This window comes from Kitasatospora sp. NPDC057198 (genome assembly GCF_042670125.1).
In the GTDB taxonomy this organism is placed as follows: domain Bacteria; phylum Actinomycetota; class Actinomycetes; order Streptomycetales; family Streptomycetaceae; genus Kitasatospora.
In genome coordinates this window covers 1-19,953 of sequence record NZ_JBHUWH010000007.1, presented here as the reverse complement: position 1 = coordinate 19,953, position 19,953 = coordinate 1, and the positions used below count along the sequence as shown (strand labels likewise).

16 protein-coding genes are annotated in these 19,953 nt (G+C 72.1%); 14 read left to right on the top strand and 2 right to left on the bottom strand.

All coding sequences use genetic code 11. From position 1 onward, the window contains the following. The first annotated feature begins 16 nt into the window (after positions 1–16). The 7 genes from ACFUEL_RS01760 (at position 17) to ACFUEL_RS01730 (ending at position 7,612) form a co-directional block, all read left to right on the top strand. A complete protein-coding gene (locus ACFUEL_RS01760; protein WP_380233906.1) occupies positions 17–1,714 on the top strand; it encodes a proline--tRNA ligase in 1,698 nt (565 codons plus the stop codon). 577 nt (positions 1,715–2,291) lie between these two features. Beyond that, on the top strand, positions 2,292–3,563 hold the full coding sequence (locus ACFUEL_RS01755; protein WP_380233905.1) for an ATP-binding protein: 1,272 nt from the start codon (positions 2,292–2,294) through the stop codon (positions 3,561–3,563). Next, entirely contained in the window at positions 3,560–3,961 is a 402-nt protein-coding gene (locus tag ACFUEL_RS01750; RefSeq protein ID WP_030457517.1) for a roadblock/LC7 domain-containing protein, read from the top strand. Before ACFUEL_RS01755 ends, ACFUEL_RS01750 begins: the two co-directional genes overlap by 4 nt. Further along, positions 3,958–4,338: a DUF742 domain-containing protein gene (locus tag ACFUEL_RS01745; RefSeq protein WP_380233904.1), complete on the top strand. Its 381-nt coding sequence runs from the start codon at positions 3,958–3,960 to the stop codon at positions 4,336–4,338. The genes ACFUEL_RS01750 and ACFUEL_RS01745 overlap by 4 nt, the downstream gene beginning before the upstream one ends. Next, positions 4,313–4,924 carry an ATP/GTP-binding protein gene (locus ACFUEL_RS01740; protein WP_380233903.1) on the top strand — a complete coding sequence of 204 codons (612 nt, stop codon included), beginning with the start codon at positions 4,313–4,315 and terminating at the stop codon, positions 4,922–4,924. Before ACFUEL_RS01745 ends, ACFUEL_RS01740 begins: the two co-directional genes overlap by 26 nt. Positions 4,925–4,939: 15 nt before the next feature. After that, on the top strand, positions 4,940–6,262 hold the full coding sequence (locus tag ACFUEL_RS01735; protein WP_380233902.1) for a cytochrome P450: 1,323 nt from the start codon (positions 4,940–4,942) through the stop codon (positions 6,260–6,262). 312 nt (positions 6,263–6,574) lie between these two features. After that, positions 6,575–7,612 carry a tryptophan dimethylallyltransferase family protein gene (locus ACFUEL_RS01730; protein WP_380233901.1) on the top strand — a complete coding sequence of 346 codons (1,038 nt, stop codon included), beginning with the start codon at positions 6,575–6,577 and terminating at the stop codon, positions 7,610–7,612. Positions 7,613–7,839: 227 nt separating this feature from the next. On the opposite strand, the gene ACFUEL_RS01725 is transcribed toward ACFUEL_RS01730, so the two are convergent. Continuing rightward, positions 7,840–9,129 carry a flavin-containing monooxygenase gene (locus tag ACFUEL_RS01725; protein ID WP_380233900.1) on the bottom strand — a complete coding sequence of 430 codons (1,290 nt, stop codon included), beginning with the start codon at positions 9,127–9,129 and terminating at the stop codon, positions 7,840–7,842. 163 nt (positions 9,130–9,292) lie between these two features. Between ACFUEL_RS01725 and ACFUEL_RS01720 the strand changes: the two genes are divergently transcribed. The 3 genes from ACFUEL_RS01720 to ACFUEL_RS01710 all read left to right on the top strand — a co-directional run bounded on the left by ACFUEL_RS01720 (position 9,293) and on the right by ACFUEL_RS01710 (position 14,793). Then, positions 9,293–12,595, top strand: a complete 3,303-nt coding sequence (locus ACFUEL_RS01720) for a BTAD domain-containing putative transcriptional regulator (protein WP_380233899.1) — start codon at positions 9,293–9,295, stop codon at positions 12,593–12,595. A gap of 154 nt (positions 12,596–12,749) precedes the next feature. Beyond that, positions 12,750–13,427: a pyridoxamine 5'-phosphate oxidase family protein gene (locus ACFUEL_RS01715; RefSeq protein WP_380233898.1), complete on the top strand. Its 678-nt coding sequence runs from the start codon at positions 12,750–12,752 to the stop codon at positions 13,425–13,427. Positions 13,428–13,434: 7 nt separating this feature from the next. After that, positions 13,435–14,793: an MFS transporter gene (locus ACFUEL_RS01710; RefSeq protein WP_380233897.1), complete on the top strand. Its 1,359-nt coding sequence runs from the start codon at positions 13,435–13,437 to the stop codon at positions 14,791–14,793. A 415-nt stretch (positions 14,794–15,208) separates the two neighbouring features. Here ACFUEL_RS01710 and ACFUEL_RS01705 read toward each other — a convergent pair whose 3' ends face one another. Then, a complete protein-coding gene (locus ACFUEL_RS01705; RefSeq protein WP_380233896.1) occupies positions 15,209–15,682 on the bottom strand; it encodes an NUDIX domain-containing protein in 474 nt (157 codons plus the stop codon). Positions 15,683–15,936: 254 nt separating this feature from the next. Here ACFUEL_RS01705 and ACFUEL_RS01700 point away from each other — a divergent pair, with 254 nt between their 5' ends. The 4 genes from ACFUEL_RS01700 to ACFUEL_RS01685 all read left to right on the top strand — a co-directional run bounded on the left by ACFUEL_RS01700 (position 15,937) and on the right by ACFUEL_RS01685 (position 19,763). Further along, a complete protein-coding gene (locus tag ACFUEL_RS01700; protein WP_380233895.1) occupies positions 15,937–16,683 on the top strand; it encodes a phytanoyl-CoA dioxygenase family protein in 747 nt (248 codons plus the stop codon). A 58-nt stretch (positions 16,684–16,741) separates the two neighbouring features. Continuing rightward, positions 16,742–17,386, top strand: a complete 645-nt coding sequence (locus tag ACFUEL_RS01695) for an L-threonylcarbamoyladenylate synthase (protein WP_380233894.1) — start codon at positions 16,742–16,744, stop codon at positions 17,384–17,386. Between the two features lie 1,238 nt (positions 17,387–18,624). Next, positions 18,625–19,305, top strand: coding sequence for a helix-turn-helix transcriptional regulator (locus ACFUEL_RS01690; RefSeq protein WP_380233893.1), 681 nt, complete (start codon positions 18,625–18,627; stop codon positions 19,303–19,305). Further along, positions 19,302–19,763 carry a hypothetical protein gene (locus ACFUEL_RS01685; protein ID WP_380233892.1) on the top strand — a complete coding sequence of 154 codons (462 nt, stop codon included), beginning with the start codon at positions 19,302–19,304 and terminating at the stop codon, positions 19,761–19,763. Before ACFUEL_RS01690 ends, ACFUEL_RS01685 begins: the two co-directional genes overlap by 4 nt. Positions 19,764–19,953 lie beyond the last annotated feature (190 nt).

Genomic DNA, 19,953 nt, shown 5'->3' with positions numbered 1-19,953 from the left:
GAGGACGGTGTCCCCCATGCGCTGGTCGCAGCTGTACGTACCCACCCTGCGGGAGGACCCGGCCGACGCCGACGCCGCGAGCCACCGCCTGCTGGTCCGCGCCGGGTACGTGCGGCAGCTGTCGGCGGGCCACTACTCGCTGCTGCCGCTGGCGGCCAGGGTCCGGGCCCGGATCGTCGCGGTGGTGCGCGAGGAGATGGAGCGGATCGGGGCGCAGGAGTTCCTGCTGCCCGCGCTGCACCCGGCGGAGCTGTGGCGGCGCACCGGGCGCTGGGAGTCGATGGGCGAGGAGATGTTCCGCCTGACCGACCGCAAGGGCGCCGAGCAGGCCCTCGGGATGACCCACGAGGAGGTGTTCGCGCACCTCGCCGGGGAGTTGCGCTCGTACCGGCAGCTTCCGCAGGTCTGGTACCAGTTCCAGACCAAGTTCCGGGACGAGGCGCGGCCCCGCTCGGGCCTGCTGCGGGTACGCGAGTTCACCATGAAGGACTCGTACAGCTTCGACCTGGACGAGGCCGGGCTGGAGCGCTCCTTCGAGGCGCACCGGCAGGCGTACCTGCGGATCTTCGAGCGGCTCGGGCTGCCCGCGTTCGGGGTGCGGGCCTCCAGCGGCAGCATGGGCGGCAGCGCCTCGGTGGAGTTCATGAGCCCCTCGGCGGCGGGCGAGGACCTGGTGGTGCGCTGTCCGGGCTGCGGGTACGCGGCCAACACCGAGAAGGCGCTGTCCGCGCTACCCGCCGTCGCGGACCCGCTCGACGGGGCGGTGCCCGAGGAGTTCGCCACGCCCGCGGCGCGCAGCATCGAGGAGCTGGCCCAGCAGCACGGCGTCGCGCCGGAGCGGCAGCTGAAGACGCTGGTGCAGGTGGTCGACGGGGCGCCGACGCTGGTGCTGCTGCGCGGCGACCACGCCCTGGTCGAGCAGAAGCTGCTGGACGCGCTGGGCGCCTCGGCCGCCCGGCCCGCGACCGCCGAGGAGATCACCGCGGCGCTCGGCGCCTCCCCCGGCAGCCTGGGCCCGCTGGGCGGCCACGGCCTGCCCGTGGTCGCGGACGCGGCACTGCGCGGCCGCACCGGCCTGACCTGCGGCGCCAACCGGGACGGCTTCCACCTGCGCGGGGTGTCCGTCGAGCGGGACGTCGAGGTCGGCCGCTGGGCGGACCTGCGGGAGGTCGTGGCGGGCGAGCCCTGCGCGGAGTGCGGCGCGGCCCTGGAGGTGCTGCGCACCATCGAGGTCGGGCACATCTTCCAGCTCGGCCGCCGCTACACCGAGGCGCTGGACGTGGCGGTCTCCGGGCCCGGCGGCGAGCGGGTGGTGCCGCTGATGGGCAGTTACGGCATCGGCGTGGAGCGGGTGCTGGCCGCCCTGGTGGAGGCGCACCACGACGAGCGCGGCATCCGCTGGCCCGCCGCGGTGGCCCCGTTCGACGTCGTGCTGACGGTGCTGCCCGACAAGGGCGGCGCGGTGGCGGAGGCGGCCGAGCGGCTGTACGGGGAGTTGGGCGCGGCGGGCGTGCGGGTGCTGCTGGACGACCGGGCGGAGCGGCCCGGGGTGAAGTTCGCCGACGCCGAACTGATCGGTGTGCCGCGGCGGTTGACCGTCGGTGCGCGGTCGCTGGCCGCGGGGGTGGTGGAGCTGACCGATCGGGCGGACGGCGCCGTCCGCGAGGTGGCGCTCGGCGCGGTGGTGGCGGAGCTGGCCGGGTCGGCCGGCTGAGCGGCGGGCCGTCGGCCGGCTGAGCGGCGGGCCGTCGGCCGGCTGAGCGGCGGGCCGTCGGCCGGCTGAGCGGGCGCGTCGGCCCCCGGGGTGCCGGAAGCCGACGCGTACACGACGAACACAGCGGGCGGATTCCGTGCAGAACCGGTGTGCACCGTGTGGGGGCGGCGTGGACCGGACGTCCCCGCCTTAACGGAGGGTTGCGCTCCATGGCGCTCCGGCCGTCCCGCCCCGGCTAGCAGTCCGCCGGTCGGCCGGTCGGGGTTTCACCGGAAAAACCCCCGAACCGATGCGTCGTTCCGGCGGATTCCCGGCCTCCTGTGGTAAATGGCCCGATGGGAGGCGGTGCGCGGGCCGAAGCGGCCCGTCCGGGGGCGCGGCTGATCCGGCATCAGGGTGCTGACCTGGGGTTCCAACTACCCGCGTGCACCCGGGATGAGACGGATCTTCACATCGATGCTGACGATCGTTCACCTATTCGCCCGATGATACGATCATCCCGCTTGGGGGAGCGGCGGGTTCACCCTGCGATGACGGGGATTCAGCAGTCGGCCGCCAGTCGCCTGAAGAGAGTCTTATGACGAAATACACAGCGAACCCATTGCTCTGGGTTCTCTTCCTCGTCCTGGCCGCCGCGGTCCTCGTCGTGGTCCGCCAGCGCAAGGCAGCCGCGGCACTCCGACAGGAGATCGGCGGGCTCCGGGAGCACTACACCGACCTGGAACACCACTATACGCAGTCGGTCGCCTCCGCTCAGGAACAGGCGGACGAAGCAACCAGAACGGTATTGAAGTCCGCCATGCGGACGCTCCAGGGCCTCGCAGCGGAACAGCAGTTGATCCTCTCCCGGCTGCAGGGGAAGTACGGCGACTCGGCGATCCTGCAGGACCTGCTGGAGGTCGACCACACCAACTCCCAGTTCGGCCGCCGCGCCCAGTCCATCGCCGTCCTGTGCGGCGGCTGGCTCGGCCGCCACCGCGACGTCGCCTCGGTGTACGACGTGGTGCGCTCCGCCCAGGGCCGCATCCGCCACTACCGCCGGGTGGAGATCCTCTCCCAGGTGGACTTCGGCGTCTCCAGCCGCGCGGTGGAGCCGGTCGCCCTGGCGCTGGCCGAGCTGCTCGACAACGCGACCTCGTACTCCAGCCCCGACACCGTGGTGGAGATCAACATCCGCACCGTGCCCAAGGGCGTGGTGATCGTGGTGGACGACGCCGGCGTCGGCATGAACGACGAGGAACGGGCCCGCGCGAAGCGGCTGCTGACCACCGACCGGGTCACCGGCGTGGCCGGCCTCGGCAACCCCCCGCAGTTCGGCCTCGCGGTGATCGGCGTGCTCTCCGAGCGCTTCGGCTTCGAGGTCTCGGTGGACTCCTCCTCCCCGTACGGCGGCGTCCGCTCCGTGCTGCTGCTGCCGCACGAGCTGCTGACCGGCATGCCCGAGCGGCGCCCTCAGCCGCCCGCCGCCGCCACCACCGGCTCCGCCCAGCCGGGCGCCCAGGCCCCGGCCCAGGCGCCCCTCCCCGCGGCACGACCGGCGGCGCAGCCGGCCGTGCTGCCCGCCGCCGCGGCCACTCCCCCGGCGGTCGAGTCGTTCGGCGCCACCGAGGACGGCCTGCCCATCCGCCGCCGCAAGCGGCCGATGGCGATCGTCCCGGCCGCCGAATCCGCCCCCTACGGCGCGCCCGCAGCCTCCGCGCAGACCGCTTCCCGCTCCGGGGAGCAGACCGCGGCGATCCTGGGGGCCTTCCAGCGCGGCACCAGGTCCGGTCGCGCCACCCAGCGGGACGACGCGAACCAGACGACCAGCACCCGCGGTGCAAGCAGTGAAGGGCATGAGTTCTCGTGAACGACGATCTGTCTTGGATGCTCGACAGCGCGCTGGAGATCCCGGGGGCCCTGCACGCGGTCCTGATCTCCGCCGATGGCCTGCTGATGGCCCGCACCAGGGACATCGACAAGGACAACGCGGACCGGGTGGCCGCCGCGATGAGCGGCGTGCAGTCGCTCAGCCGCTCGCTCGGCTTCTTCTGCGACAACCCGACCCAGCGCTGGCAGCAGACCCTGGTCGAGTTCGACGGCGGCTGGGTGTTCCTGATCTCCGCCGGTGACGGCGCCTACCTCGGCGTCTCCGCGCTGCCGGACGTCGACATGCAGGACATCACCTTCCGGATGCAGCAACTGGTCGGCCAGCTCGGCAAGTTCCTCGCGGCGCCGCCGCGCGAGGACCTCGGGGTCCGCCGGTGAGGGCGGGCGGCGAGGACCTCGAGTTCGAGCCGGCGGACTTAGTCCGCGCCTACGTCATCACCAAGGGCCGGGAGCTGCCCGACGACCAGGAGCTCTCCCTGATCACCCTGGTCACCGCCGCCCCGGTGGAGGGCCGCCGGCCCACCCAGCTCACGCCGGAGGAGGAGCGGCTGCTCGACATCTGCTCGGCCGGCTACCTGTCGGTCGCCGAGGTGGCGGGCCACACCCGGCTCCCGCTGGGCGTGGTCCGCATCGTGCTGGCCTCGCTCACCGAGAGCGGCCGCCTGATGGCCCGGCCGCCCGTCCCCCGGGCCCGGAACGCCGACAAGGACCTTCTGGAGGAGGTGCTCAATGGGCTCACCCGCAAGTTCGGCTGACCGCCGCGGCCTGACCACCGAGGACTACGTCTCCGGCGGCGCGACCCAGACCGCGGTGAAGATCCTCGTCGTCGGGCACTTCGCGGTCGGCAAGACCACCTTCATCGGCTCGATCTCCGAGATCGAGCCGCTGTCGACCGAGGAGACCATGACCCGGGTCTCCGAGAGCGTCGACGACCTCAAGGGCGTCCGGGGCAAGACCACCACCACGGTCGCCCTGGACTTCGGCCGGCTCACCCTCAGCGAACGCGTGGTGCTGTACCTGTTCGGCACCCCGGGCCAGACCCGCTTCGTCCAGATGTGGGAGGACATGGCCCGCGGCGCCCTCGGCGCACTGATCCTGGTCGACCCCGAACGCCTCGCCGACTCCTTCCCCGTCATCGACCTGATCGAGCAGTACGGCCTGGACTACGCCATCGCCGTCAACCACTTCGACGGCAACCCGGAACGCGCCGAACGGGCGCTGCGGGAGGCCCTCGACCTGCTCGACGAAACCCCGGTCGTCACCTGCGACGCGCGCAACGAGAAGTCGTCGGCCGCCGCACTCACCACTCTCGTCCGCTATTTGCTGGACCGCGCCAGCTAGGAGCAACACGCAGTCATGGACGCTCACTCCCCCGCCCCGGTACCCCCGCCCGGGTGCCCGGCCCACGGCGGCCGAGTGCCGCTGTACGGTGCCGAGTTCGCCGCCAACCCGCAGTCCTACTACGACTACCTGCGGCACTACGGCCCCAGCGCTCCGGTCGAGCTCGCCCCCGGGGTGAACGCCACCCTGGTCACCGAGTACTCGGCGGCCCTGCAACTGCTGCAGGACCCGGCCTCCTACCGCCGGGACTCCCGGCGCTGGCGCGACCTCAACGAGGGCCGGATCCCGCCGGACAGCCCCGTGCTGCAACTGCTGCTGCACCGCCCGAACGCCCTGTTCTCGGACGGCGTCGAGCACCTGCGGCTGCGCCAGGCCATCACCGACTGCATGGCCCGGATCGACCAGCGCCGGCTGGCCCGCAGCACCCGGCAGGTCTCCGACTTCCTGATCTCCCAGTTCGGCTACCGCGGCTCCGCCGACCTGCTGAGCTCGTACGCCAAGCAGCTGCCGCTGTTCGTCTTCAACGAGCTGTTCGGCTGCCCCGCCGACATCGGCGACCGGGTGATGTTCGGCATCTCCGGCATGTTCGACGGCGTCAACGCCGAGAAGGCCGCCCAGGTCGCGTTCGGCGCGATCGGCGAGCTGATCGCGCTCAAGCGCGGCCGCCCCGGCGAGGACGTCACCTCCTGGCTGCTGCAGCACCACGCCCAGCTCAACGACGAGGAGATGACCCACCAGCTCACGCTGCTGCTGGGCGCCGGCGTCGAACCGCTGGGCAACCTGCTCGGCAACACCCTGCACCGGCTGCTCACCCACGACGCCTACGCGCACCAGGGCGGCCTGATCGACGAGGCGATCGACGACACCCTGTGGGAGAACCCGCCGATCACCAACCTCGGCCCGCACTACCCCGTCGCCGACGGGGAGTTCGCGGGTCAGAAGGTCGAGGCCGGCGACCTGCTGATGGTCAGTTACGCCGCCGCCAACAGCAGCCCGATCCTGGCCGCCGAGCGGCGCGCTAGCAGCCGCGCCCACCTGGCCTGGAGCGCCGGCCCGCACGCCTGCCCGTCCAAGGACCCGGCCCGGCAGATCGCCATGACCTCGCTGGAGAACCTGTTCAACCGGCTGCCGGACATCGAACTCGCCGTCCCCGAGGAGACGTTGAACTGGCGGCCCGGCCCGTTCAACCGCGCCCTGGTCTCGCTGCCGGTCCGCTTCACCCCGGACCGCAAGGAGCGGCCGGAGGACACCGCCGCCCGGGTCCAGCCCGCCAAGTCCGCGCAGCCCACCGAGAAGGTGGGGCGTTGGAGCCAGTTCCTCAACTGGTTGGCCAGGTGACGTTGGCAACATTTATATGTTCATGATTTCTGCATAAATCCTGAAAAACCCGGGTAATCAGCGCGAATGCCCGCGCCATATGCCATGGCGCCGATGACCGGAGAACAGGAGGGTGTCATGGACCGCATATCCAGAGACGCCGCCGAGACCCGCAGCCCGCTCCTTCCCGGGCCACCCGCCCTCGGCGGCCCTCCCCACCGCACCGATGTCCCCCGGCCCGACCGCCGGGGGACATTTCTGTTGCCACCCGCGCATTCCGGACGGACCGTCGGAAGCCACACGGCCCGTCAGCTGCTCTCCCTGTGCGAACTGGTGGGCCTGGACACGGGCGATTCCGCCGAATACACCCGTGCCCTGACCGACGCGCTCGGACCGGTGGTGCGCCGCTCGCTCGACCTGCCGCCCGCCGTCCCGACCTTCCTCTCCGACGACCACACCCCCGTCGAGTTCTCGCTCTCCTTCTCCCCCGGCACCTCCCCCACCCTGCGCTTCCTGTTCGAACCCTCCAGCGGCTTCGGCACCCTGGCCGAGAGCAGCCGGCTCGGCCTGCGCGCCCTGCACGGCCTCGCCCGGCGCTGGGGCATCTCCACCGAACAGCTCGACCTGGTCCAGGACCTCTTCCTCCCCGACGCCCCGCAGGGGGACTTCGCGCTCTGGGCCGCCCTGGAACTCGCCCCCGGCGGCACCCCCCGGATGAAGGCGTACCTCAACCCCGCCGCCTCCGGCCCCGACCGGGCCGGGGCCACCGTCCGCGAGGCCCTGCGCCGGCTCGGCCACCACCGGGCGTACGACAGCCTGCCGGCCGCCGACCGGCTGCTGTTCCTCGCCCTCGACCTCGGCGACTGGGACACCCCCCGGCTGAAGGTGTACACCGCCCACCACCGGCTGCGGGCCTCCGCCGTCGGAACGCTCAACCGGATGGACGGCGGCCCCGCGCCCGCCGAGACCGAGGCGTTCCTGCACACCGCCACCGGACTGCCCCCCGGGCGCGACGGCGTCTTCGACCGCCGCCCCGTGCTCACCTGCCACTCCTTCACCGACCAGGCGGCGGACCGCCCCAGCGGCTTCACCCTGCACGTCCCGGTCCGCGACTACGCCCGCGACGACCGCGAGGTGCTCGGCCGCGCCGAGACGCTGCTGCCCCGCTACGGGATCGCCCCCGAACCGCTCCGCGCCGCCCTGGAGGCCCTCACCCCGCGGCGGTTGGAGGACGGCGTCGGCCTGATCGCCTATCTGGCCATGGTCCACCAGCAGGGCAAGGACCCCCGGCTGACCGCGTACCTGTCCTCCGAGGCGTACCGGGTCCGCCGGCCCAACGAACGGCCCACCGGACCGCGCCCCGTCCGCTGACCGGCCGGCCGGCCCTCCTGCCCCTGCCCTCCCGGCGCCCCTGCCCTCCCGGTACACCGGCACCGACGGCGCACAGGCAGCGACACCCCGGCACCGACGCACAGGCACCGACGACGTACAGGCACCGACGGCCGCAGCTGCCGAAGGAGACCCCGTGACCCCCTGTATCACGGACCTCCCGAGGAACCCTCCGCTGCGGCCGGGCGCCGACCGGCCGGCACGAGCCCCTAGGCCCCCGCCAACTGCTCCAGGTAGCCGTTCACGTCGACGTGCACCGACGCGCCCGCCGACAGGCCGTACCGGCGGCCGATGCCCTCCAGGAAGCCGTCGACCTCCTTGTGCATCACCTCGGCGTCCGGCAGCACCGACTCGCCCCGCACCAGCCGCACCACCCAGCGCGCCTGCGCCTCCACCAGCCGGGTGATCGAGCCCACCGGGCGGATCAGGCCCAGGAAGTACAGCCCCGGCCGGTCCGGGTCCACCACCCGCCGGTACAGCCGCACCGGGCCCTGCCCACCCGCCGGGTGGTCCGCCTCCAGGAAGGGCATCGTCCAGCCGAACCCGGTGCAGAACACGATCGCGTCCGCGTCCTGCACGCTCCCGTCCGTGAAGCGGACCTCCGCCCCCGCCAGCGACTCGATGCCCGGACGCGGCCGGACCGCGCCCTGCCGGATCCGCGGCAGGATCTCGTCCGAGACCGTCACCGGCGACTGGAAGATCCGGTTCGGCGGCTCCGGCAGGCCGTACTCGGTCAGCGGGCCGCGCGCCACCCGCAGCGCCTCCTCGATGAACTCCTGCTGCTCCGTCAGCGACTTGGAGCTGAACCACGGCGCCACCGCGATCGTGTCCACCGACATGCCGAACAGCTGCTTGGGCACCACGTGCTGGCCGTTGCGCACCGAGAGCACCGTGCGCTCGGCGTGCCGCGACACGTCCGCCGCGATGTCCACCGCCGAGGCCCCCAGCCCCACCACGACCACCCGCTGCCCGGCGAACTCCGCGCCGTCCACGTACTCCATCGAGTGCAGGATCCGCCCGGTGAACGACTCCGCGCCCGCCGGCAGCGGATCCGGCAGCAGCGGCACGTCGTGGTGCCCCGCCGCCACCACCACCTGGTCGAAGGTCCGGACGGACTCCACCCCGTCCGCGTCCCGGCTCACCACCGTCCACGCCCCCGAGCCGTCCGCCCGCACCGACACCACCTCGGTACGCAGCTCTATGCACGGCAGCAGCCCCGCCCACTCGGCGAACTCCCGCAGGTACAGCGCCATGTCACGGTGGCTCGGGTACAGCGGCAGCTCCTCCCCCATCGGGAAGGACTCGAAGCCGGTCAGCTGCTTGGCGCTGTTCAGGTGCAGCGCCCGGTACGCCGGTCCCGGCTCGCCCGCCGACGAACGCCGCCAGATCCCGCCCACACCGGGGGACTTCTCCAGGCAGACGAAGTCCAGCCCCGCCTCGCGCAGCGCGTACGCCGCCGCCAGACCCGACAGACCCGCACCGATCACGCAGACACTCACCGCGGCCTCCAGACCGTGTTCCACTCGAACTGACCGCTCCCCCAGCGATCTTGACGCCACAGAGCATATGCAGCCTTCACCCGCCTTCCCAGGGGCCTTCCGGCCGCCTTGCCCGGGTCCGCGGGCGCAGCCCACACTGATCGTCGGGAACTGAGGAGGCGTCATGACGGAACACGAACCGGCCGAACCGGCCCGCCCCTCCAACCCCTCTGCCCCCTCTGCCCCCTCCGGCTTCGAACCGGTCGGCTCCGACCCGACCGGCTTTGAACCGGCCGGTCTTGAACCGGCCGGCTTCGGGGCGCTGCTGCGCGAACTGCGCACCCGCGCCGGGATCAGCCAGCAGACCGCCGCCGGCCGGGCCGGACTGAGTACCCGGGCCCTGCGCGACCTCGAACACGACCGGGTCCGCCGGCCCCGCGAGCGCACCGTCCAACGCCTCGTCGACGCGCTCGCCCTGACCGGCCCGCGGGCCGACGCACTCCGGGCCGCCGCCGCCCGGAACGACGGCCCGCCCGGCACCGGCCGCGGCACCACCCTGCTGCTGCTCGGCCCGCTGCTGCTGCGCCGCGGCCGCGACACCGTACCGATCGGCAGCCCCACCCTGCGCCGCCTGCTCGGCCTGCTCGCCCTCACCCACCCCGCCGCCGCCACCCGGCAGGAGATCACCGACACCCTGTGGCCCGCCGGACCGCCCGACTCGCAGCAGAGCCTGCTCCACACCCACGTCAGCCGGCTGCGCCGCCTGCTCAACCCGGACGACCCCGACGACCCCGCGTCCGGCGTCGTCCGCACCCCCACCGGCTACCGGCTCGGCCTGCCCCGGCACCGGACCGACCTCGGCCGCTTCGACGACCTGATGGCCCGCACCACCTGCCTGTGGCACGCCCCCGACCCGGAAGCCGCCCACCAGGACCTCGCCCGCGCCCTGCGCCACTGGCGCGGCCCCGTCCTCGCCGACGCCGACCCCGCCCTGCGCCGGCACCCCGCCGCGGTCGCCGCCAACGAACGCCGCGTCCGCGCCGCCCTGCTGCACGCCGACACCGCCCTGCTGCTGCGCCGCCCCGACCGGGCCGTCCCACTGCTCCGGGAGGTGGCCCACACCGAGCCCCTGCACGAGGCCCTGCACGCCCGGCTGATCCTCACCCTCGCCGCGAGCGGCCACCAGGCCGCCGCCCTCGACACCTACACCCGGCTGCGCACCCGCCTCGACGAAGAACTCGGCGTCACCCCCGGCCCCGAACTCCACGACGCCCACCTCCGCGTCCTGCGCGGCCTGTCCGACCTGTCCGGCCTGCCCGGCCTGCCCGGCCTGCGCGTCCTGCCCGGCCTGCCCGGCCTGCCGGGGCCCTCCGCAAGCGGGCCGTCCACCCCGGCCGCCCCGACCGCTCCCCCGAAGCCCGCACAACTTCCCTCCTCTACCGGACAGTTCATCGGACGACACCAACAGCTGCGCGAACTCGACGCACTCCTCCCGACCGCCCCGGGCGACCTGACGGGCCGTCCCCGGCTCGTCCTGGTGACCGGCCCGCCCGGCATCGGCAAGACCGCCCTCGCCACCCACTGGGCGCACCGGCACCGCGACCGCTTCCCGGACGGCCAGCTCTTCGCCGACCTGCGCGGGCACTCCACCCGGCCCGCACCGCACCCGGACGACGTGCTCGCCCGCTTCCTGCGCGCCCTGGGCACTCCGCCCGACCGGCTGCCCGCCGATCCGGACGAGGCCGCCGCGCTCTACCGCACCCTGCTCGCCGACCGTCGACTGCTGATCGTCCTCGACGACGCCCGCGACGCCGAACAGGTCCGCCCACTGCTCCCCGGCGCCCCCGGCTGCGCCGTGCTGGTCACCAGCCGCAACCGGCTCACCGGCCTGCTCGCCGCCGACGGCGCCCACCGCCTCACTCTCGACGCCCTCGACCCGGCGGAGGGCGCCCTGCTGCTCGGCACCGTCCTCGGCCCCTGCCGGGTCACCGCCGAACCGGCCGCCGCCCATCGCCTGGTCCACGCCTGCGGCGGCCTCCCGCTGGCCCTGCGGATCGCCGCCGCCGACCTGGTCTCCCGCGGCACCGCCCTCGCCGACTACGCCCCCACCGCTACCGGCCACGACGACCCCAACAACCCCGCCGACCCCGACGGCCCCACCCCCGGCGAGGCCCTGCTCGTCCGGCTCGATCTCGCCGACGACCCGCGCGCCGGCCTGCGCGCCGCTTTCGACCTCTCCTACCGCGCCCTCCCCGCCCCCGCCCGCCGGATGTTCCGCCTCCTCGGCCGGGCCCCCGCCGCCGGTCTCGGCACCGAGGAGGCCGCCGCCCGCGCCGCCACCGACCGCCCCGAGGCCGCCGCCCTGCTGGCCCGCCTCGCCGACGCCCACCTCGTCCGCGAGCAGCCCCCCGGCCACTACCGGCTGCCCGGCCTGCTCCACCCGTACGCGGCGGCGCTGGCGGCGGGCCGGGCGGTGGGGGCAGCGAGGGCGGCGGCGGCAGCAGCCGACATCAACGCATTGTGCGGCGTCAATCAGCACCCCGACTCCAATCAATTGATTGATGTCGACCACCCGGTCGAACGGCGGCACGCCCCGCACCCCGACGACGTCACCGTGCTGGGCCTGATCTGCTGGAAGCTCGGCCGCCTGACCGAGTCCGCCGAGCACTTCACCCGCGCCGCCCGCGACCTGGGCGGCCGCACTGCCCCCGCCCCCGACACCACCGCCCCCACCGCCACCGCCCCCACCGCCCCCGCCGACCGGGAGGCTGTCGCCCGGACCAATCTGGCGGTCGTCCAGCGGGCGCTCGGGCTCCCCGGCGAGGCGGTCCGCTCGATCGGCGGGACCCTGCCGGTGCACCGCCGCCACGGCAACCGGTTCAGCGAGGCCGTCGCACTGACCTGCCTCTCCGCTGCCCACACCGACCTCGGCGACCACGCCACCGGGCAGTTGCTCGCCCACACCGCGCTCACCACCGCTCGGGCCGTCCGCAGCCGGGCGCTCCAGGCCAACGCCCAACTCGCCCTGGCCACCGCGCACTTGCGTGCACGTCGGCCCTCCGAGGCGGCGGCCGCGTACCGCGAGGCACGGCGGCTGGCCGAGGCCGCGGGCGACCGGCACCCGCAGGCCGCCGCCCTGGTCGGGCTCGCCGCCGCCCTGCTCGACACCGATCCGCGCGGCGCGCTGCGCACAGCCGAGCACGCCCTCGTCCTCGCGCGCGAAGCCGGGTTCCGGATGTTCGAGGGGGACGCGCTCACCGTCCTCGCCCGGATCCGCGTCCGCCTCGGCGAGCCGCACACCGCCCTGGCCCTCGCTGTCGACGCCCTCGCCCTGCACCGCACGACCGGCCACCGCCCCGGCGAGGCCCGGACCCTCCTGGTGCTCGCGCTGGCCGCCGACGCCCTCGGGGCCGACGCCGACGCCGTCCGGCACCGCCGGGAGGCGCTGCACCTCGGCCGGGCGATGGGCGGAACTCCCCTGCGCTGACCCGGAAGTTCCGCCGAACTTCCGCCCCTCCGCGTTTCCCCTGTTCAGCGCCCCTCCGGCCCGCCCCCTTCCTTCTGGTCCGGCTGCGGCCGCCCGTACAGCCCGGCTCCTTACGGTGGTCGCACCTCCCCCCTCCGGACCCCGAGGTGACGCCTTGAGCCGTTACGACAGACTCGCGTACACGCCCGCCGTGCGCCGCGTCCAGCAGGAGATGGGCAGCGCGGCCGCGGCCCAGCGCCGCCTGCGCACAGCCGACGGCGGGCCAGCCGGCGGGCCAGACGGCGGACCCGAGCCGCTCGGCGCCGCCGAGGCCGCCTTCGTCCAGGGTCTGGACGGCTTCCTGTTCGCGACCGTCAACGAGGACGGCTGGCCGTACATCCAGCACCGCGGCGGCCCGCCCGGCTTCGTCCACGTCCTGGACCCGCACACCCTCGGCTACCTCGACGTACGCGGCAACCGGCAGTACCTCACCACCGGCAACCTGCGCGGCGGGGACGGCCGGGTCGCCCTGTTCTTCCTCGACCACGCCCGGCAGGCCCGCCTCAAGGTGTTCGGCCGGGCCACCGCCGTCCCCGCCGACCGGGACCCCGCCCTCGCCGAACGGCTCGCCACCCCGCGCACCGACGGCCGGGTCGAGCAGTTGGTCACCGTCCGCGTCGAGGCGCACGCCTGGAACTGCCCCAACCACATCACCCCGCGCTTCACCGAGCGCGAACTCGCCGACGTCCTGGGCCCGGTCCGCGAACGGCTCGCCCGGCTCGACCTGCTGGAACGGGAGAACGCCCGGCTGCGCGCCGAACTCGCCGCCCGCACCGACCTCCCGAAGGGCTGACCCCGCCGTGCCCACCGACCTGACCGGCCCCTCCTCGACCTCCCCCGCGTCCCCCGCGTCCCCCGCGTCCCCCACGTCCCCCGCGTCCCCGGCGACCGCAGCGCCCCCGACACCCCCGGCACCCGCAGCGCCCCCGGCCGTCCTCGAACCCGCCATCTGGTCGCGCGACTTCCGCCGCTACTTCACCGCCCGCAGCGCGGGCCTGCTCAGCTGGGCGATGCTCCCGGTCGCCGTCTCGGCCGGGCTGCTCTCGGCCGGCCGCGGCCTGGACGCGGCGGGCTACGCGATGGCCTTCCTGGTCGCCCCGTTCGCCGGGCTGGTGCTGTTCGGCGGCGTCCTCGCCGACCGGTTCACCGCCCGCCGGATGATGATCGTCGCCGACCTGGCCAACCTCACCGCGCACGTCCTGCTGGCCGTCCTGTTCTGGCACGGCGTCGACCGGCTCTGGCAGCTGTACGCACTGCTCGCCGTGGCGGGTACCGCCAACGCCCTGTTCCAACCCGGTGCCTCCTCGACCGTGCCGCTGGTCTCCCGCGACGTCCAGGGCGCCAACGGCGTGCTGCGCACCTCGGAGGCGATCACCGGCCTCGGCGGGCCCGCGCTGGCCGGCGTGCTGGTCGGCTTCGGCTCCACCGGCTGGGTGATGGCGCTGTCCGCGCTCGCCTACGCCACCAGCGCGGTCTGCCTGTTCACGCTGCGCCTCGGCGCCGTCCCCGCCCCGCCCGCGGGGCAGTCGTTCCGGCACGACCTGGCCGTCGGCTGGCGGGAGTTCCGCTCCCGCAGCTGGCTCTGGAGCGTCATCCTGATCTGGATGGTCTACGCCGTCCTCGCCTGGGGCCCCCAACTCTCGCTCGCCGCGGGCGTGGTCGTCCCCGCCCACGGCCCCACCGCGTTCGGCCTGATCAACTGCGCCCTCGGCGCGGGCACGGTGGTCGGCGGCCTGCTCGCCATCCGCTACCGGCCCCGGCGTCCGCTCGCGGCCGGCGCGGTCGCCATGTTCGCCTACCCGCTCTACCCGCTGGGCGTCCTGCTGCACGCCCCGGTCTGGCTGCTCGCCGCCGCCCAGGTGCTGGTCGGCGCCGGCATCGGCGTCTGGGGCGTGATGTGGTCCACGGCCGTCCAGACCCAGGTGCCCGGCGAGGTGCTCAACCGGGTGCACGCCTACGAGGTGGCCGGCTCGGTCGGTCTCTACCCGCTGGGCTCCGCCCTGGCCGGGCCCGCCGCGCACGCCTTCGGCACCACCCGGGTGCTCGCCGTCGGCGTCCTGGTGGCCCTGCTGATCCCCGTCGCGCTGCTCCTCGCCCGCCCCGTCCGCACCCTCCCGCGCGCCCCGCAGCGCCCAGGCCCCCGCTCCAACCCCCGCTAACCGCAGCCCAGTTGCCCCCACCACCCCCGCCCCGGGAACACCGCCGGGGCGGGCCACCCGGCCGAGGGGGCACCCCGCACGGGCCGCCGGGTTCCGGCACAACGGAGGCATCGACGTACCGGAGGAGTTGGCCCCACCGGAGCCGGAGCCGGAACCAGAGCCGGAGCCGCTGCCGGTCCGCGAACAGAGCCTCAGCGCCTTGAGGTCCGCCGGAACGTTCCACCCGCCACAGAGCTATCACTACCTGCCGGGCGAAGCGCTCCGGCAAATGGCCGAGGCTTCCCCGGCAGCCGGATCGGCTCTCCTCGGTGTTCTGAGTACTCCGGCGCTCGCGTAGCACTGGCTGCGACAGCGTTCGATCCAATGGGTGGAAGGCTGTCGCAGGACCAACTCGGCTACGGGCGACGGGCTCGCCCTACGGACGGGTCGAACCATGCTCCAGGTAGACCGTCTCGGAACCGGCTCGGGCGATGCAGGCGGCGTGGACGCGACGGGCAAGACGCGGGATGAGGAGTTCATCGAGCTGGTCCGTGGTGTGGAAGGCGTACTCGCCGATCTCCACCTGGTCGACGGAGATGTGATCGAGCTCACGGGCCGGGAGGATGCCCCCGTCGAAGACGAAGAGGAGCTTGTCGCCCTCGGTGGGGTGGGGTGCCCAGTCGGCGACGAGGAGTCGGCCGATCGGCGGGGTGATGCCGAGCTCTTCCTTGACCTCCCGGACGGCGCCTTCGCTCGGGGTCTCGCCCGCGCGCAGGTAGCCGCCGGGGATCTCCCAGCCGGGCTTGTAGGTCGGCTTCACGAGGAGGACGCGGTCGTCCTCGTCGAAGAAGAGGACGCCGGCGGCGGTACGGGGCTGGGCCACGACCTCTTCGGGTTGGAAGTCGCTCATGGCAACGACTGTAGTCGTCCGCCGCGATCACGCGACGATGCTGAGCCGTTGGGCGACGCCGGCGAGCAAGTGGCTCGGTCTGCCTCGCTGTTGGCGGACCCAGGCGGTGACGAGGTGTCGCGGGATGAAGTGGTAGCGGACTTGCTCGGGGGCGAGTTCCTCGGCGTCCAGGACGAGGGCGAGCGCCTCGTCCGTGCGGTTCTGCGCGCTGTAGGCGCGGGCGATTTCGAGCGTGTGCCGGACGCGGCGTTCGAGTGGCCCTCAGCTCAGACGAGAAGCGCGACTTCATGCGCGACGGCCTGCACATCAGGCGCGGTGCCGTCGCCCCCGACCGGATCGCCCGGGCACGCGACCTGGTCACCGCCTGGTACCGCGAGTCGATGAACCCCGAACTCATCAGCGCCTGCACGCAGCGGACCTTCGCCCCGGAACTCGGCAGCCACCTCGACCTGCTCGCCCTCTTCGCCGAGTCTCCGGCCGCCGAACTCGCCCAGGACCTGCTCGGCAACGTGCGGCCCGTCTCCACCGTCCAACTCCAGATCCGCATCCCCGACGGCCAGTTCGAACAGGGCCGGCCGGAGAAGGCGATGCACGTGGACGGCGTCTCCTGCCCGCACCTCGACCCCGAGGAACTGCGGACCTTCTCGCTGCTCGTCGGCGTGGTGCTGTCCGACATCACCGACCCGGAGGCCGGCGCACTGCGCTACCAGCCGGGCGGGCACCTGGCCATGACCGAGTGGTTCCGCACCCAGTGGTCGCTCGGCATCACCGAACAGGTCCCGCCGGACCTCGACACCCGGGCCGGCACCCCGTTCCTCGGCCGACCGGGAGACCTGCTGCTGATGCACCACCTCGTCCCCCACCCCGTCGGCCGCAACCTCGGCCCCGAGCCCCGGCTCATGGCGTACTTCCGCGTCGAGCACCCCGACCATGCGCGGCGACGGCTGCAGGCGCTGCAGAACCCGTGGCTCGACTATCAGGGACTGCCGCAGGCGGCGTGAACGCCGAGCAGGGCCAGTACCGAGCCCATCCACTGACTCCCGAGACGGAGGGACACCTGTGAGACCGATCCCAGCAGAACAACTCGCCGCCGCAGCCCGCGCGCTGGAAGCCGGGGAACTCGTCATCGTGCCCACCGAGCGCTGGTACATGATCTGTGCCGACGCCACGAACCCGGCCGCCTGCAACAGCATCTTCGACGGCAAGCAGCGTCCCCGGACCAAGTCCCTCGTGCTCGTACTCCCCTCCCTGGAGGAGTGCGAGAAGCAGTTCGTCGTCCACCCCGAGGCCCGGCAACTGGCCGACGCCTTCTGGCCCGGCAACCTCGCCATGCTCCTGCCCTGGAGCAGTATCGAGATCGGCGAACACCACCCCGCCGTCGGGTCGCCCGCGCTCACCACCCTCTCGTCCGGCCCGCTCGGCGCCCTCGCGGCGGCAGCCCGTACCCCGGTGGCCGCGACGACCGTCAACATCTCGGGCGACGCGGGTACCGACGCGCCGGGCCCGGCGATCACGGCCGAGGAGGTCCGGGGTTTTCTGGAGTCCACCGGTGTCAGGGCGACCGTCCTCCTCGACGGCGGGGTCTCGCCAGCCGCGAATCACCTCACCATCGTCGACTGCTCGATGCCTGCCGCACGCCTCGTCCGCCCCGGCCTCGTTCACGAGCGGGCGCTTGCCGCTGTCCTCGGACGCCGAGTGGCATAACCGACTGCTCGCACCGCTGGGGCTCCATACACAGGCTCCCCTTCGGCGGCTCCCAAGCCGGCTGTCCAAGCCCCGACAGCATCCTGCACAACAGCGACAAGACCCACCGGCTGCTGGAATCCCCTCCGGAGACGGCCGTCGGCTGACGCAGATCTGGCACGACAAGGTCGGATCGGCCCGGACAACGAAGAAGCCCCAGGTCGTTGACCTGGGGCTTTCTGCTGGAGCGGGTGACGAGAATCGAACTCGCGCTCTAAGCTTGGGAATCAGTGCTCCTATGCCGCCGAGCTGGTCGCTGAACTGCAGAAACTCTGCCACTTTGCCACTCTAATCCGACTTCAGTCGACCGCAGTTTACCGGTGCTCCCCGGCCCATCCGGTGCGCATCTGGTGCAACGCGCGGCCGGACCAACCCATGACAGCTACCGCGTCTGCCCGCATGATTGTCGGGTCGACAACCGTGACTCCAGCTTCGAGCATCCGTCCCCCATGATCCATATCATCAGCAAGTTGCCCTCATCCTCGCCGGATGGTCACATCGATCGCGACCTCCACTGGCGGGGATGAAACAGGTTGACCCGTAGGCTCCCGAGTGCTGTCGCCCCTAGATCAAATTGACCCTCCACCACTCCATGTGATGATCAGCCAGGTGCATTAGGACGTCATATGACAGGCGTAACATCACTCCAATGGCTGCCGAGAGCAGCTTGGACAGAGCTGTGCACTCGTGAGCGAGGCTACCGAGGTGCAGCATGGCCAGAAAGCAGGCTCTGTGGCACGTCAGCACCTCGGCGCGACTCTTCGCGCGATCAAAGTTCGGCACGGCTTGCTCGTCGGCAAAGCTGAGGCGGGGAGGGCCTAGTGGTTGGCAAGGAACTCTCCGCCAAGGACATCAAGGACAAAGACATCCGCAAGGCAGTCGAGCCGCTACTCAAGAAGGGCTGGACCCTCCACAAGGAGGGGCATGGGACGAGGTTGTACTGCCCCTGCCCTGGCGGAGGGTGCACCACCATCCCGATTGGCAGCACTCCGAAGTCTCCGACCACCAAGGCACGGCAGGTCACCAACGCCGCAAGCAGGTGCCCGAAGCCGAAGGACTCCCCGCAGCGGAGCCTAACAGGCGGACGTGACTAGTGAGTAACCATCCTCTCACTTTGCACCTTGCACCAGTTTGTCCGTATTTTGGCGTTGACGAATGACAACAGGTCTGCCACTCTAGGCCCCAGGAGAGGGGGACACGTGGACTACGAGCTCACCTTCGTTGTATCTGGCACTAGTGTCGACGACACTGACGCTGTGGAGACGCTTGAGAACGAGCTGGACGCCATGCTCTTCCGCGGCGGCGGCGTTGACCTGCTCACCATTGTGATCGCCGGTGACAACGCTACGGACGCAGCAATGCAGGCCGTGTCTAACATTGAACGAGCTGTATCGGACCTGCAGGTGCTGCGACTCGACAGGAACTTGGTCGGTGTCGCCGAAATCGCGCAGCGCACTGGCCGCAGTCGCCAGAACGTCAGCCAGTGGATCAACGGCGACCGACAAGGCAAGACGCCCTTCCCACTGCCCGAAGGAACCGCAGGTCGCTCCCATGTTTGGCTCTGGAGCGAGGTCAATCGGTGGCTCAGGGGTATCAGCCTCGACGACGGATTCGAGTACCCAACGCGCGACGAGATGGCGATCATCGATAGCGCGCTTATCCGCGCTCGCCAAAAATCTACACGAGCTAGCGTGGCGGCTCACAGCGACGCCATGATCGTTCCGGTTAAGCATGGCCACCTTCTCGTGGACATCACCATCGAGCCCGATATTCACGGGATGAGGTTCTCGGGCTTCGCCCACACCGTACCCAGCGGGGCTAAACCTCCGGCATTCCCTGCGCCCTCCGAGTTCAAGCCACTCAATAAGGTTGCCGCATGACCGGGGAAGGAGTGCAGGTCAGCCCAGCCGACTACAACGAGCTGGTCAATCGCACTCGCCTAGAGACTATTTTCGCGACCGAGTTGCATGCTCGCCGCTTGAGTCCTGCCTTGCCCGCACGGGTGAGCGTGAACTCAGAGATCGGCCTGGCAGTCGGCGAGAACCTCGTCGACTACCAGCTCCAGATCCAATGCCACTTTGTTGACGATAAGGACGAACCTGTTGCTGAGGCGTCGACGGTCGTAGCTGCTCGCTACCTGGTGGCTGAGGGGACCGAGCTGCCAGAAGCCGTCTTCCACCTTTTTGGAGAACGGGCGGCTGCCTTCATGATCTACCCCTATGCCAGGCAACATCTGACTGACCTCACGACCCGCCTCGGTCTACCGGGCTTCTACCTCGACGTAATGGTCAGAGATGCTATCCCAGAGGTAGATACCGCTGCAGTGGCGCCACAATGAACCGATACTGGGTTTAATAAGCAAGGCCGAGCTTGATCACTGACCTAGGAGCTGTCCGGGCGATCACGTAGAGGTGGAGGAAATTGGCGGGCCGAGGGTTGTTGGCCCCTGGTAGAACATGGGTCGATGGGTATTCAGGAGCGTGACCGCAAGGTGTACCGGCCTCTGCGGCGGGCCGGCCTCGAGGTGA

Bases quoted from the DNA above. Each gene is read 5' to 3' on its own strand.
- ACFUEL_RS01740 (WP_380233903.1), top strand. From the start codon at position 4,313: ATGGGCTCACCCGCAAGTTCGGCTGACCGCCGCGGCCTGACCACCGAG.
- ACFUEL_RS01755 (WP_380233905.1), top strand. From the start codon at position 2,292: ATGACGAAATACACAGCGAACCCATTGCTCTGGGTTCTCTTCCTCGTC.
- ACFUEL_RS01720 (WP_380233899.1), top strand. From the start codon at position 9,293: ATGACGGAACACGAACCGGCCGAACCGGCCCGCCCCTCCAACCCCTCT.
- ACFUEL_RS01760 (WP_380233906.1), top strand. From the start codon at position 17: ATGCGCTGGTCGCAGCTGTACGTACCCACCCTGCGGGAGGACCCGGCC.
- ACFUEL_RS01685 (WP_380233892.1), top strand. From the start codon at position 19,302: ATGACCGGGGAAGGAGTGCAGGTCAGCCCAGCCGACTACAACGAGCTG.
- ACFUEL_RS01735 (WP_380233902.1), top strand. From the start codon at position 4,940: ATGGACGCTCACTCCCCCGCCCCGGTACCCCCGCCCGGGTGCCCGGCC.
- ACFUEL_RS01705 (WP_380233896.1), bottom strand. From the start codon at position 15,682: ATGAGCGACTTCCAACCCGAAGAGGTCGTGGCCCAGCCCCGTACCGCC.